Origin of the sequence: Mesorhizobium sp. B2-5-4, assembly GCF_006441095.1 — a bacterium.
Lineage (GTDB): Bacteria > Pseudomonadota > Alphaproteobacteria > Rhizobiales > Rhizobiaceae > Mesorhizobium > Mesorhizobium salmacidum.
The window spans coordinates 173753-187658 of record NZ_VFUR01000006.1 but is presented as its reverse complement, the minus strand read 5'-3'; the positions used below and the strand labels follow the sequence as shown (position 1 = coordinate 187658).

Annotated in this window: 13 protein-coding genes; 3 read left to right on the top strand and 10 right to left on the bottom strand. The window is 63.9% G+C overall.

Annotated elements, in window-relative coordinates; translation table 11 throughout:
• Positions 1-23 precede the first annotated feature (23 nt).
• On the bottom strand, positions 24-797 hold the full coding sequence (locus FJ492_RS09890; RefSeq protein WP_181166623.1) for a response regulator transcription factor: 774 nt from the start codon (positions 795-797) through the stop codon (positions 24-26).
• 45 nt (positions 798-842) lie between these two features.
• Here FJ492_RS09890 and FJ492_RS09885 point away from each other — a divergent pair, with 45 nt between their 5' ends.
• Complete coding sequence (locus FJ492_RS09885) at positions 843-1544, top strand: response regulator transcription factor (RefSeq protein WP_140509798.1); 702 nt, start codon at positions 843-845, stop codon at positions 1542-1544.
• 71 nt (positions 1545-1615) lie between these two features.
• Here the strand turns inward: FJ492_RS09885 and FJ492_RS09880 are convergent, their stop codons facing one another.
• Complete coding sequence (locus tag FJ492_RS09880) at positions 1616-1783, bottom strand: hypothetical protein (protein WP_140509800.1); 168 nt, start codon at positions 1781-1783, stop codon at positions 1616-1618.
• 283 nt (positions 1784-2066) lie between these two features.
• On the opposite strand from FJ492_RS09880, the gene FJ492_RS09870 reads away from it, so the two are divergent.
• Positions 2067-2522, top strand: coding sequence for a L,D-transpeptidase (locus FJ492_RS09870; protein WP_140769762.1), 456 nt, complete (start codon positions 2067-2069; stop codon positions 2520-2522).
• Between the two features lie 105 nt (positions 2523-2627).
• On the opposite strand, the gene FJ492_RS09865 is transcribed toward FJ492_RS09870, so the two are convergent.
• Both FJ492_RS09865 and FJ492_RS09860 read right to left on the bottom strand, forming a co-directional pair.
• Positions 2628-5711: an efflux RND transporter permease subunit gene (locus FJ492_RS09865; RefSeq protein WP_140769760.1), complete on the bottom strand. Its 3084-nt coding sequence runs from the start codon at positions 5709-5711 to the stop codon at positions 2628-2630.
• Positions 5708-7051: an efflux RND transporter periplasmic adaptor subunit gene (locus FJ492_RS09860; protein ID WP_140769758.1), complete on the bottom strand. Its 1344-nt coding sequence runs from the start codon at positions 7049-7051 to the stop codon at positions 5708-5710. The genes FJ492_RS09865 and FJ492_RS09860 overlap by 4 nt, the downstream gene beginning before the upstream one ends.
• Positions 7052-7196: 145 nt before the next feature.
• On the opposite strand from FJ492_RS09860, the gene FJ492_RS09855 reads away from it, so the two are divergent.
• A complete protein-coding gene (locus FJ492_RS09855; protein WP_140509808.1) occupies positions 7197-7730 on the top strand; it encodes a TetR/AcrR family transcriptional regulator in 534 nt (177 codons plus the stop codon).
• Between the two features lie 35 nt (positions 7731-7765).
• Here FJ492_RS09855 and ugpC read toward each other — a convergent pair whose 3' ends face one another.
• From ugpC to FJ492_RS09825, 6 genes are all read right to left on the bottom strand, one after another.
• A complete protein-coding gene (gene ugpC / locus FJ492_RS09850) occupies positions 7766-8851 on the bottom strand; it encodes a sn-glycerol-3-phosphate ABC transporter ATP-binding protein UgpC (protein ID WP_140769755.1) in 1086 nt (361 codons plus the stop codon).
• Positions 8838-9776: a PfkB family carbohydrate kinase gene (locus FJ492_RS09845; protein WP_140769752.1), complete on the bottom strand. Its 939-nt coding sequence runs from the start codon at positions 9774-9776 to the stop codon at positions 8838-8840. Before FJ492_RS09845 ends, ugpC begins: the two co-directional genes overlap by 14 nt.
• Positions 9776-10798, bottom strand: a complete 1023-nt coding sequence (locus FJ492_RS09840) for an SIS domain-containing protein (RefSeq protein ID WP_140769750.1) — start codon at positions 10796-10798, stop codon at positions 9776-9778. The genes FJ492_RS09845 and FJ492_RS09840 overlap by 1 nt, the downstream gene beginning before the upstream one ends.
• Positions 10795-11640 (bottom strand): carbohydrate ABC transporter permease, encoded by an 846-nt coding sequence (locus tag FJ492_RS09835; protein ID WP_140769748.1) that lies wholly within the window; start codon positions 11638-11640, stop codon positions 10795-10797. Before FJ492_RS09835 ends, FJ492_RS09840 begins: the two co-directional genes overlap by 4 nt.
• Entirely contained in the window at positions 11640-12524 is an 885-nt protein-coding gene (locus tag FJ492_RS09830; protein ID WP_140748030.1) for a sugar ABC transporter permease, read from the bottom strand. The genes FJ492_RS09835 and FJ492_RS09830 overlap by 1 nt, the downstream gene beginning before the upstream one ends.
• Positions 12525-12600: 76 nt before the next feature.
• On the bottom strand, positions 12601-13839 hold the full coding sequence (locus tag FJ492_RS09825) for an extracellular solute-binding protein (RefSeq protein WP_140503433.1): 1239 nt from the start codon (positions 13837-13839) through the stop codon (positions 12601-12603).
• Positions 13840-13906 lie beyond the last annotated feature (67 nt).

The following is a 13906-nucleotide window of genomic DNA, read 5'->3' as shown; positions in this document are numbered from 1 at the left end:
CGGAAACCCTGTGGGTCTGACGCTCAGTTGCCGTCGCCGGTCGGCAGCGAGAAGATATAACCTTCGCCGCGCACCGTGCGCAGGAATTTCGGGTTGGCCGGATCAGTCTCGATCTTCTTGCGCAGCCGCATGATGCGGATGTCGACGGCGCGCGATGATTCCGGATCCTCGGTGAAGCCGATCGCCTCGGAGATCGCGGCCCTGGTCAGCAGCCGGTTGGCTCGGGTCAGGAAAACCTCCAGCACGTCGAACTCGCTCTTGGCCATGTCGATCACCGTACCATTGGCGCCGGTGACCAGCCTGCCGTCGAGATCCGCCTGGAAGGGGCCGAAGGCCACGGAACGGCGGTCGGTTCTGGCTTTCCTGTCCTGCGGCTCCGTCGGCTGCGGGACACGGCGCAGCACGCTGCGCACCCTGGCCAGCACTTCGCGCAGTTCATATGGCTTGACGATATAGTCGTCGGCGCCGAGTTCCAGCCCGACGATGCGGTCGAGCGCGGTGCCGGCGGCGGTCGCATAGATGATGCCGATGGGCATTTTCGAGCGCAGCCAGCGGCCGAGCGACAGGCCATCCTCGCCCGGCATGGCGATGTCGAGGATGGCCAGATGGAAGAGCTGCGTCTCGATCAGGCTGCGCGCGGCGGCCGCGGTTTCCGCGGTCGCCACATCATAGCCGGCGGCGCCGAGATATTCGGCGACCGCGTCCCTCAGGTCGGGCTCGTCCTCGACGATGACAATTCTTGCCCGCACGATGCTCTCGCTCCCACTTTCAGTGGAAAGTAGATTGGGTATAAACATGATGTCCAGTACTCATATCCGGTTGCCAGGGAACGGTTGGAAAACATGGCCGCACGAGCCGTCATCGCGCTTGTTTCCGTTGCCGACGTCGTGGCGACCGAGCTTGCCGACCATCTTGAGCGGCGCGGCCATGACGTGCGCCAGGCGCGGCAGCCCTGGGAGGCGGAATCGCTGCTGGCGGGCAGAGGCATCGATGTCGTCGTCGTCGGGGACAGCGTTAGCCAGGCGGAAGGGCGAGATCTGCTCAGGCGTTATGGCGGCCAAAGTGGGGGCGGCGAGCATGGACCGGATTTCATCCTGATATGCCGGCCGGCCGATCTCCTCGACAAGGTGCTGGCGCTCGAGCTTGGCGCCGCCGACGTCGTCGAAAGTCCGCTCAATGTCAGGGAACTCGCCGCGCGTGTAGGCGGCCTGCTTTCGCGGCGCGGCAGGGGCACCCAGGAACTGATCGTGCTGGAGAACGCGACCGTCGATCTGAGATCGGCGATCGTCATGCATCGCTCCGGTACGCAGGAGCAGCTCTCGCCCGGCCAGGTGGCGCTGCTCAGGCTGTTCCTGGCGAGCCCGCGCAAGGTGCTGACGCGTGACGACATTATCGCCGCCGCACCGGCCGAGAATGCCGACGCTTTCGATCGCTCGATCGACTCGCGTATCGTGCGGCTGCGCCGCAAGCTCGACACCGAGACCATCACCACCATACGCGGCGCCGGCTACAGGTTCGATCCGCCACGGCAGTTCGCCGACTGACGGCTGGTTTTTCCAGCTGGCTCCCCGGATGAGCATCGGACTTTCCATTTCCGCGCCGATGCCCGCGAGGTTCAGCGCACCACCAGCAATGACGGGCCCGAGGCCATGTCGCCGCCGGCGGCGAACTCGCTTGCATGAGCGCGCTCCTTGAAGAGCACACTGGCGAGAGCGGCAAAGCCGAGCAGGCCCTGCGCATAGAGCAGTGCGGAAAGCACCGAAGCCGCGAATTTTGTTTTCATATCGGAATTCCCCAAAAAGATGACTGTATCGCGGGTCGCTTCAGGAAACTCCCGAAGTGCCCGCGCCGCCCACGGAGCCCCCCGTCGCGGCGCGGGCCTTCGGTCCTCTCGGCAGCAAGTTGCCGGAGGGGCGGGCAGTGCCGAGATGCGGGGTTTGGCCTGTTAACCAGAGGAAACAGTTTCGAAACACAAACGAACATTTCGCGAAATCTCTCCGAAACATGCCGCAGGGATAAGCCGCTCATCGAATTGGAGCCGGCCGGGCCGGCAGAGAGGGGACATCATGCACACCACTATTTCCGCAAAGCTCATCAACATCACCTTCGCGGCGCTCGTGGGCAGCGCGCTTCTATTCGGCGCCAACGCCGCCCACGCCGCCAACAGCATCGTGGCGCGCGTTTCGCTGTCGCAGCAGGTCATGGAAGTCTCGGTCGACGGCCGGCCGACTTTCGCCTGGAAGGTTTCCACCGGCGACAGGGCGCATGTCACGCCGACCGGTTCGTTCAAGCCGACGCGCATACATGAGATGTGGTATTCGAAAAAGTACGACAACGCGCCGATGCCGCATTCGGTCTTTTTCAGCGGCGGCTATGCGGTTCACGCCACCTATGCCATCAAGCGCCTCGGCCAGCCGGCCTCGCACGGCTGCGTGCGGCTGCACCCGGACAATGCCGCCGATTTCTACCAGCTCGTCGAGACCTTCGGCCCGGCCAACACCAGCATCGTCATCGTCAAGTAGCAGGCAGGTTGCCGCATTCGGCCATGTGCCGGAGTTGCTGGAGCGACCCCCAAAAAAAGAGGCCGGAGAAATCCCGGCCTCTTTTTGTTTCTTGCGCCTTGTGCCTCAGCTCGGCAGCGCCGGCATCAGCTTTGGATCCGGCTTTTCCGCCAGATGCGGCAGGTCCTTGCTGGCGATGAAGGTGTAGAACATAGGCACGACGAACAGCGTGAACATGGTGCCGACCAGGATGCCTGTGAAGATGACCAGGCCCATCGAATAGCGGGCCGCGGCGCCGGCGCCGCTGGAAACGATCAGCGGCACCACGCCCAGCGCCATCGCGGCCGTCGTCATCAGGATCGGCCGCAGGCGCACCTTGGCCGAGGCGATGATGGCGTCACGCCGCCTCATGCCATGCAGTTCGCGCTGCTGGTTGGCGAATTCGACCAGCAGAATGCCGTGCTTGGTGATCAGGCCGATCAGCGTGATCAGGCCGACCTGCGTATAGATGTTGAGCGTGCCGAGGCCCAGATTGAGCGGCACGATCGCGCCGAAGATCGACAATGGCACCGCCATCATGATGATCAGCGGATCGCGGAAGCTTTCAAACTGCGCCGCCAGCACCAGGTAGATGACGATGACGGCCGCGCCGAAAGCGATCAGGATCGTGTTGCCCTGTTCCTTCTCCTGCCGGGATTGGCCGGAATAGTCGATGAAGAAGGTGTCGGGCAGGCTCTCCCTGGCAATGTCCTCGAGGACTTTCAAACCATCGCCGGTGGTAACGCCGGGCAGCGGCAGCGCCGAGATCGTCGATGAATTCAGCTGGTTGAACTGCTCGATTGCCGCTGGCGACGCATTGTTCGAAATCTTCACCACGGCTGATAGCGGCACCATCTCGCCCGTCACACTGCGCACGAAGTACTCGCCGAGCTTTTCGGGATTGTCGCGGAATTCCTGCGGCACCTGCGGGATGATGTCATAGCTGTTGGAGTCGCGGTCGAACTGCGCCACTTCGGCGCCGCCGACCAGCAGCGTCAGCGTCCGGCCGATGTCGGCGATCGGCAGGTTGAGCGCGGCCGCGCGGTCGCGGTCGATGGTCACCGTCACCTGCGGTGCGTCATAGGCCATCGAATTCTGCACGACGATGAAGCGGCCCGACGCCTGCGCCTTGTTCTTGATCTTCTCGGCTTCCTCGTAGACCTGAGCGGAATCCCCGGTCGAGCGCACCACCATGGATATCGGCAAGCCGCCGCCGGAGCCCGGCAGCGTCGGCGGTGCGAAGACAAACGCCTGGACACCCGCCACCTTGGCAATACGAGCCGTGATGTCGGCCTGCAGCTCCTTCGAATTGCGCTTCCGCTCCGCCCAATCCTTGAAGGCAAAACCGACGAAGGCGCTGTTGGTCGTGCCGCCGAACGCGACGGCCGAGAACTGCGCCCGGGTTTCGGGAATATCCTTGACCAGGCCCAGGATCTGGTTGACGTAGGTTTCGGTGTAATTGGAGGTCGCATAGCGCGGCCCCGTCACCAGCGAGAGCAGGAAGCCCTGGTCTTCTTCCGGCGCCAGTTCCGTCGAGGTTTTGGTGAACATGAAGCCGGTCACGCCGACAAGCGCCAGCACGATGAGCAGCGTCAGCGGGCGATAGTTCAAAGAGCCGGTGACGGCGCGCTCATAGACGTGCTCGACGCGCGAGAAGGTGCCGTCGACGATACGCTGGAAACGGCCGGCATTGCCGGGCTTCAGGAGACGCGCCGACATCATCGGCGTGATGGTGATGGCAATGACGCCAGACAGCACCACCGATCCGGCGAGCGTCACCGCGAATTCGCGGAACAGGGCGCCGGTCAGGCCGCCGGTGAAGGCCAGCGGCGCGAACACGGCGGCCAGCGTCATCGTCATGGCGACGATGGCCGACGCGATCTCACGCATGCCGCTGAAGGCCGCCTGCATGGGCGGCATGTGGTCTTCTTCCATGTGGCGATGGATGTTTTCCACCACCACGATGGCGTCGTCGACGACAAGGCCGATCGCCAGCACCATGGCCAGCAGCGACAGAAGGTTGATCGAATAGCCCACCGCGAACAAAAGGAAGCAGACGCCGATCAACGACAGCGGAATGGTGATGATCGGCATCATCACCGAGCGGAACGAACCGAGGAACAGGAGGATGACGACGACGACGATGGCGACCGCCTCGCCGATGGTCTTGAACACTTCTTCGATCGAGGCGCTGATCTGTCCGGTCGCGTCGTAGACGACCTCGATCGTCATGCCTTTGGGCAGCGTCTCCTGGATCTGCGGGACGAGCTTGGTGAGCGCTGCCGCGGTGGTCAGCGGATTGGCTGCCGGGGTCGGGAAGATGGCGAGGAAGGTCCCGGGCTTGCCGTTGAAGGAGACCCTGGTGTCGGTGTTCTCGGCGCCGAGTTCGACGCGGGCAACGTCGCGCAGGCGCACGACATTGCCGTCTGCCGAGCGCAATGGCAGCGCGGCGAAGGCTTCCGGTGTCTGCAGCGTCGAGCGCACGGTGATCGATGAGACGACATATTCGTTCTGGGTGTTGCCGGGCGCCGACAGGAAGTTGGAATTGTTGATCGCCGTCAGCACTTCGGCCGCCGTCACGCCGCGCGCTGCAAGCCTGACCGGGTCGATCCAGACGCGCATCGAATATTCCTGGGCGCCGAAGATCTGCACGTCGGCGACGCCTTCGACCGTCGACATGCGGGGCCTGATGACGCGCTCGATATACTCCGTCAGCTGCTCCTTGGTCATGTTCGGATTCTGCATCGAGATGTACATCATCGCGAACTGCTGACCCGTACCCTTGACGATGACCGGGTCCTTGGAGGCGTCCGGCAAGGTGCCGCGCACGCCCTGGACCTTGGACAGCACTTCGGTCAGCGCCACGTCGGGATTGGAACCGAGCTTCATCTGCACCGTCACGGTGCTGGAGGACGGCCGGCTGGACGAGGTGACGTAGTCGATGTTCTCGGTCGAGGCGACGGCGCGCGCGATCGGGGCTGAAATGAAGCCCTGGATCAGGTCGGCGCTGGCGCCCGGATAGGCCGTCGTGATGGTGATCGCGGTTTCGTCGACCTTCGGATACTGCCGGATAGACAGGTTGAAGATGCCCTGGAAACCGAGCAGCAGGATCATGCAGGCAAGGACGGTCGAAAGGACCGGCCGGCGGATGAAGAGATCGGAAAAGCTCATTGCTGGTCGGCCTGCTTGTTTGCCGATTTGGTCGGGTCGATGGTGTTGTCGACGTTGACGATCATGCCGTTGAAGAGGCGGTTCTGACCCGCGGTGACGACCTCGTCGCCGGCCTTGAGCCCTTCGACGATCTCGACCATGCCTTGATTGCGGCGGCCGGGCTTGACGAAGACCTGCGACAGCACCAGCGTGGGCTTCTCACCTTCGGCCGCCGGCTTGGCCGGATCGGCCGCTGCTGGCTTGGCGGCATCGGAAGCGGCCTTGTCCGCTGGCTTGGCGTCCGCCGGCTTGGTGGCATCGGCCGCCGGCTTCATTGCGTCCGCAGGCTTGGTGTCCGCCTGCTTGTTGGTGGCCGCAGCGGCTGGCTTTTCGCCCGGCTTGGCCGGCTGCGCCGGGGGCGCCCCGGCGGGTTTCGCCGGTTGCACCACGAATATGTAGTCGCCATAGAGGCTGGTGGTCAGCGCCGTCTGCGGCAGGGAGAGCACGTTCTGCTCCGCGGGCAGTTCGACGCGCACCTGCACGAACTGGCCTGGGGTCAACTTCCCTTCGGGATTGGCGACTTCCGCCCGGATGTTCACCAGCCGGCTGGAGGGGTCGATCTTGGGGTCGATGCCCCGAATGGCGCCGGCAAATGGCTTGTCGTCGCCACCAAGGCCGAGCCGAACGGTCTGGCCGATCTTGAGCAGCGGGAGTTGCTGTTCGGGCACTGAAAAGTCGACCCGCATCGTGTCGAGATCCTGGAGCGTCACCACCGAGGTGCCAGGTGACAGGTACTGGCCGAGATCGATCTTCGGGATGCCGACGGTGCCGTTGAAAGGCGCGGTAAGCTGCTTCTGGTCGAGCACGGCCTGCAGCCTGGTGACCTGGGATGCCGAAGCGGACGCCGCCGCACGCGCGGTGTCCAGCGTCGAGTCGGAGCCGACACCACGCTTTGTCAGTTCGATGGCGCGGGTCAGCGTGGTCTGATCGAGCGCCGCCTGCGCCTTCTGCGCATCAAGATCGGCGCGCTCGACGGCGTCGTCGAGTTGCAGCAGCACCGCATTGGCCGCCACCTTCTGGTTGGCATGGAAAGGGATTTGCTTGACGATGCCGGCGGTCTCGACCGTCAGGTCGACACCGCGCACGGCCCGCACCGTACCGATCGCCTCGACGCCCGGCGTCCAGCTCGACGGCTTGACGATGGTCGTCGACACGGTCGCCGCCGGCGGCTTCATGGTGGCGAAATACTGCTTGATGCCGTTGTCGCGCAGGAAGTTGAAGCCGACGATGCCGCCGACCACAATGACGAGCACGGCAAGAACCACAATAATGATAAAGACACGGAGTATGCGCTTGAACAAGGAAGTCCCCTCAGTCGAAAATCCGGCGCGAAGCACGGACTCGGGACACATACGGACTGTGGGTCCCGATTTCAAATGGTGGCGGTCTTACTGTACCGTCTGGACGGTCTTGTCAATTGGGCCTAAGCTTGCGATGGGAGGCACCATGAGAGCCCAAAGACCGAACTCGCGCGAGAAGATTCTCGCCGCGGCGGCTGATGTTGCCCGGGAATCCGGGCCCGGTAGCCTGTCGCTCGATGCAGTCGCCAGCCGCGCCGGCGTGTCGAAGGGGGGGCTGCTCTACAATTTCCCGACCAAGGCCAAATTGATGCAGGGCCTCGTCGAAGACTATCTGCGCGATTTCGAGCAAGCGCTGGAAACCGCGAACAGCAACGACAACGGCAAAAATCCCCTCGCCGTCTATATCAGACTGTCAGCCGAGGATTGCGAGGAAAAGCAGCCGTCGGCATCCTGGATTTTTTCGGCGATCGCCGAGGATCCCGATTTCATGACGCCGATAAAGACATTCAAGCGGCAGCTTTTCGAGCGCCTGAAGGGCGAGGCGCCGGACCTCAGATCGCTGCTGGTCTGCTATCTCGCCATCGAAGGACTGCGCAGCATGAACCTGTTCGATTCCGACGTGCTGTCGAAGGACGAGCGCCAACTCTTGGTATCGTCACTTCTCGAGATCGCCAAATAGGCCTGCCTGCGCGGGTGCAGGACGACGCTGTGATCTCAAATCGCCGGCAAGGCCTTGCCTGTCGAGGGGTCGAACAAGCGAAGCGCGGCCTCGTCGAAGGTGAGGTTGCGCTTTTCGCCCTTGGCGAGCTGGGCTCGCGGCGGCAAGCAAGCCGTCAGCCGCTGCGCGCCGATCCGGGCCGTGGTGACCAGTTCAGGGCCAGTCAGTTCGACCACCTCGATCTCCACCGGCAATGACAGGTCCGTGGCGGCTCCGGTCGCCACACGAAGCGCTTCCGGCCTGATGCCGACGACCATTTGTGCGCGCTCATGAGCCGCATTCGCATAGCGCGCGGGCAAAGGGATCCGTACATCGGACCCGGCAATGGCCAGCCTGCCGCCGGCAATGGTGGCCTGAAGCGTATTCATCGACGGCGCGCCGACGAAGCCGGCGACATAGAGTGTTGCCGGGTCGTTGTAGATTTCTTCCGGGGTGCCGAGCTGCTCGATCCTGCCGTCGCGCATGACAGCGATGCGGCTGGCCAGCGTCATCGCCTCGATCTGGTCGTGGGTGACATAGACGACGGTGGTCTGCAGCATCTGGTGCAGGCGCTTCAACTCGGTGCGCATTTCCAGGCGCAGCTTGGCGTCGAGGTTGGACAACGGCTCGTCGAAGAGGAAGACCTGCGGCTTGCGTACCAGCGCCCGGCCGATGGCGACGCGCTGGCGTTGGCCGCCGGACAGCTGGCTCGGCTTGCGGTCGAGCAGAGCTTCGATCTGCAGCAGCCTTGCCGCTTCGTTCACCGCCCTGTCACGCTCGTCGGCCGCGACGCCGCGCATCTCCAGTCCGAAGCCGATGTTGCGGCGCACGGTCAGGTTCGGATAGAGCGCATAGGACTGGAAAACCATGGCTATGTCGCGGTTCTTGGGGTGTACGCCGAGTATCGAGCGGCCGCCGATCAGCACGTCGCCGCTCGTGGCTTCGGCCAGTCCCGCGATGATGTTGAGAAGCGTCGATTTTCCGCAGCCGGATGAGCCGAGCAGCACCAGGAATTCACCGCTCTGCAGCGCGATGTCGATGCCTTTCAGCGTTTCGACACTGCCATAGCTCTTGCGGATGCCGCGGATTTCAAGCGCGCTCATGCATGGGACCCTCGAACTGCATCGGCCCGCCATAGTTGCGGGGCAAGGTGGAAATGGCGCGCGAGGCGACATGCGTCGCGGCGCGGAGGCAGGCGGACAGCGGCTGTTCCTGTGCCAATGCGGCCAGGAAGGCGGCATTGAAGACGTCGCCGGCCCCGATCGTGTCGACGACACGGACATCGGGCGCGACGGCTTCGACAAGCGTATTGTCCGGGCCGATGGCGATGGCGCCACGCGGTCCGCGCTTGACCACAAAGGTCGCACCTTGCCTCATGCTGGATCGGATTTCACGCGCCGCTTCCTCAGGACCTGGCAATCCCGCCAGGGTCACCGTCTCGACTTCGTTGAACAACGCCAGCGCGCAGCGCGAGAGCCACGCCCTTGTCGCGGCGCAATTGGCCTCGGTCCAGCGATCGATCGGCCAGCCAGTGTCGAGCGCCACTGATATGCCGTGGCTGTCGGTCCAGTCGAAGAAAGCTTCATAGTCGCGCGTGAGGTCCTCGGTCAGGAAGGAGCCGGAGAGCAATGCATAGCCACCGGAAAGCGCGCCGCCGTCGAGAACGGACAAGACATCGCCGAGGCTGAAGCGGGGCAGGTGGCCGCGCGTGGTCAAGAAAGTTCGTTCGCCATCGGGATGGGTCATGCCGACCGACAAGGTCGTACCTTCGGGACGGACCGCCCATTTCTCGGCGCGAAATCCAAACGCTTCGCGAAGCCAGCGGCCGAACTGGTCGTCACCGACATTGGCGGCAATCGCGAAATCGATGCCCAGCGCTTGCCAGGCAAGCCCGGTGTTGCCGGCCTGGCCGCCGACCCGCAATTCGTCATGGTCGACGACGGTCTCGGTTCCCGCCTTCGGCCATGGCGCGATCGGGCCGACAATCAGGTCGACATTGACGTTACCGATTACCGCCAGCGGACGCATCACTCGCTCCTGGTGATCTTGGTGGTGCGCACGGGCGTGCCGGCATTGTCGACGCGGCTGTCGGCGAAGGCGATCATCAGGCGCTGCGCCACCGGCAGCATGGCGAAGACAGCGGCCATCCCCGATGCTGATCTGAACGAGAGCGTGACGGCGCCGACGACAGGCGGTTGCCCGGACGCGTCGAAGATGACCAGCGGCGCGCCGGCCTCTACCACCGAAAGGGCCATGGCGGTGACAAGGTCCGACGTCAGGTCGTCACCACGAAACAGGACGACGCCGATCTGGGGGCCGAGCATCTCCATCGGCCCGTGCCGCAACTGGCCGCCTTCCAGCGAAAAGCAGGGGAGCCGCGACAGTTCGGTCAGCCCAAGCGCCAGGGCTTCGGCCACGCCTTGCAGGCGGCGACCGGAGGTGACGATCGTGTCCACCTTGCCAAGCGCGACAAGTGCGGGGGCGATGACGCAATCCTGCGGAGCCTCGAGCACAGCAAGCGCGGCGGCCGGATCCTCACCCAGAGCAGCCAGGATGGCCAGATGCAGGGCCAGGGTCACGGTCAGGCTGCGGGTCGCGGCGAAAGCCAGCTCAGTGCCACCAGCGCCGACCAGGCAAGGCGCAGTGCGGGCGAGAAATGAACTGCCTTCGAGCGTCAGGCCGAAAATATCCGAGCTGCCGCCGGTCTGCGAAAACCATCTGACGACCTCGGCGCTCTCGCCGGATTGCGAGGTCACGATCACGGTGCGGTCTTCGAGCGGCAGCGGCTGGCCGAGTTGTTCGGACAGCGGCAGCGCCAGCGCATCGATGCCCAGCGTGCGATAGAGCGGCTCAACGGCACGCCCCACCGCATGCGAGCCGCCCATGCCAAGCAGGAGCAGGCGTCCGGTCTTCCTGATCGAGCCGGCGACCTTTAGCGCCATGGCGGTGTTTTGTTCGAATGAAGCGCGCGCATCCGCATGCTGGCGCTGCATTTCGCGATCGATGGCGACCAGTCCGGCCGGCCGAATCCCTGTTGCAGTCATGGTCATCCTTTCACACCGCCGCTGGTCAGGCCCGAGATCAGCGCCCGCTGCATGACAAGGCCGATCAGCACCGGCGGTAGCGCGGCCAGCACCCCGGCCGTGGCGATCAATCCGTAGTCGGAAACACGGCCGCCGGCCGAATCGGCGATGGCGACGGTCAAGGTCTTGGCGCGCTGGTCCGAGGTGAACAGCAGCGCATAGAAAAATTCGTCCCAGGCCAGCAGCACGGCGAACAGCGCCGATGTCGCCATCACCGGTGCCGCCAGCGGCAATGTGATGATGCGCAGTGTCTGGAACAGGCCGGCGCCGTCGATCATCGCCGCCGCCTCGATCTCACGCGGGATGGAATCGAAACCAGATTTCATCAGCCAGGTGGTGAAGGGCGCCAGGATAGTGAGATATACCAAAGCCAGGCCGAAGACATTGTTGAGCAGGCCGAGATGCGACAGGCCCATATAGAGCGGCACGGCCAGCGCCACCGGCGGCAGCATGTAGGTGGCGATGACCATCGACAGCGACCAGCCGATCGCGGGCGTGCGCGACACCGCCCAGCCGGCGGGAATGGCCAAGGCGAGTGCCGCCAGCGTCGCCATGCCGGCGATCTCGAGACTGTTGCGCAGCGAAGAGGTGAAGGCGGCGCCGGCGCTGTTTTCAGCCGTCGACAGCAATAGCTGGTAGCGGGAGAAATCGGCTGCCTGCGGCCACCAGCGCAGCGGCTTGGCGGCAAGATCGGCGGCCGGCGAAATGCTCATGATGAACAGCCAGGCGATGGGCGCAAGGATGATCGCGGCGAGCAGCAGCGCGCAGGCATAGATGAAGATGGTGAAAGCGGGGCTCTTGCGTTCCATCAGGCGGCACTCCCTGCGGTCTTCCTCACCAGGGCCGCATAGGCGACGGCGAGCAGCGTGATGAGCAAGGTGACGATCAGCGCCAGCGACGCGCCCGAGCCGGCACGCTGGAAGGAGAACGCTTCCTGGTAGACGAGGATCGACAGTGTTCGCGTGGTGTTTGCCGGCCCGCCGCGGGTCATCACCCAGATGATGTCGAAGACCTTGAAAGCCTCGATGGTGCGCAGCACCAGCGCCACCATCAGCGGGCCTGCGAGATAGGGCAGGATGACGAAACGGAAGCGATTGAACGGTCCCGCGCCGTCGACGAGCGAGGCCGCGGTGATGTCGCGTGGTACCGCCTGCAGGGCGGCGAGCGCGATCAGCGCCACCAGCGGAAAGTTCTTCCAGCAATCGGCGACGATGAGGGCAGCCAGCGCCGTGCCCGGCTCGCCGAGCCAGGACCGATAGGCGTCGATAAGATGCAGTTGCGTCAGCGCGGCGTTGAGCGCGCCATATTCGGGATTGTAGATCAGCCGCCACAGCGTGGCGTTGACCACGGTCGGCAGCGCCCACGGCAGGATCATGAGGGCGCGCAGCATGGCACGGCCGCGAAATTCCTGGTTGAGCAGAAGGGCGGCCAGGACGCCGATCACCATTTCGGCGGCGACCGAAATGACCGCGAACAATGTCGTGGTGATCAGCGTACGCGAGAAATTCGAGCTCGATAGCATGTTGGTGTAATTGTCGACGCCGACGAAATTGCCGGCCGTGCCGACCAGCTTGGCATCGGTAAAGGAGAGCCCGACCGTATCGACCAGCGGCCAGCCGATGACGGCGACCATGACCATGAGCAGCGGCAGCATCAGCAGCCAGGCGCGGGTTGTCATCCAGGTGCTCGACATCGGAGCAGCCTCTTTCAATTCAACACGATTTCAGAAATAGCACGGGCGGCACAAGGCCGCCCGCAATGGGTGGAAATCAGAGGCCGCTGTTCTGCGCGGCGGTTTTCAGGGCATCTTCCGGCGAGGCCGTGCCGAGCAGCGATTCCTGGATTGCCTGCTGCAGGGCGGTCGACAACTCCTGGTACTTCGGGGTGGTCGGGCGCGGATACATGGCGGCCAGGCCAAGCTTGGCGGCGGCGATCAGTTCCTCCTGGCCCTTGGTGACGGCCGGGTCGTCATAGGACGAGGCCCAAATCGGCAGCGAGAGTTTGGCGTACTGGTTCTGCGTTGCCTGCGAGGTCATGAAGGTGATGTACTTCCAGGCCTCGTCCTGATGCTTGGAGACCGCGGTGACGCCGAGACCCATCGAGCCGTTGACGGCCGACACTTCGCTGGTGCCGGCAACGCCCGGCGCCGGCACGACGCCGACCTTGCCGGCTACCTTCGAGTCCTTCGGGTCGTTGGCCATGTTATACATGTAGGTCCAGTTCAGCGCGAAGGCGGCATCGCCGTTTTCGAAGACCTTGCGAACGTCCTCTTCCAGGAATTCCTTGGAATTGGGATTGGTGAGACCCGACTTGTAGCTGTCTACCATGTATTTCAGAGCCAGCAGGCCGCCGCCATTCTGGAAGTCCGGCTTGCCGTCCTTGAGGAAGTCGCCGCCATAGGCGCTGACCAGCGTGGTGTAGTCGCAGATCGCGGCTTCGGCCTGCGACCAGCTCCAGGCGATTGGTGTCTTCAGCAGACCCTTGTCCTGGATGATCTTGGCCTGTGCGCCGAGCTCTTCCCAGGTCTTCGGCGGGGCCTTGATGCCGGCCTTTTCCAGGATGCCCTTGTTGTAGAACAGGTATTTGGTGTCAAGGATCCACGGCATGCCGTAATACTTGCCGTCATACTGGACGGTGGTCCAGGCGCCGGGCAGCACGCCCTTCTTCATGTCGTCTGTGATCTTCGACGACACATCGACCAGCACCTTGTTGGTGGCGTATTCGGCCGGCCAGATGACGTCGAACAGCACAACGTCATAGCCGCCGCCCGACCCTTGGGCGAGCACGGTCTTGTCATGCAGGCCTTCATAGGGAACGAATTCGAGATTGATCTTGACGTCGGGGTTGGCCTTGGTGAAGGCATCCGTCATGGCGCGCACGTCGGCCTCGCTGTAGGCGGCCTGCGCCATGAAGAGCGCATTGAGCGTCGTCTCGGCGAAGGCATGGGGGACGAGCAGTCCTCCGGCAAAAACCGCGCCGACCAGTGTCTTGGTGATCGTCCTAAGCATTTTCTTCTCCCATTGCAGCGTTGACGGGCCGGCGCTGCCAGGCATTCGGCATCGTCTTCCCGGATCC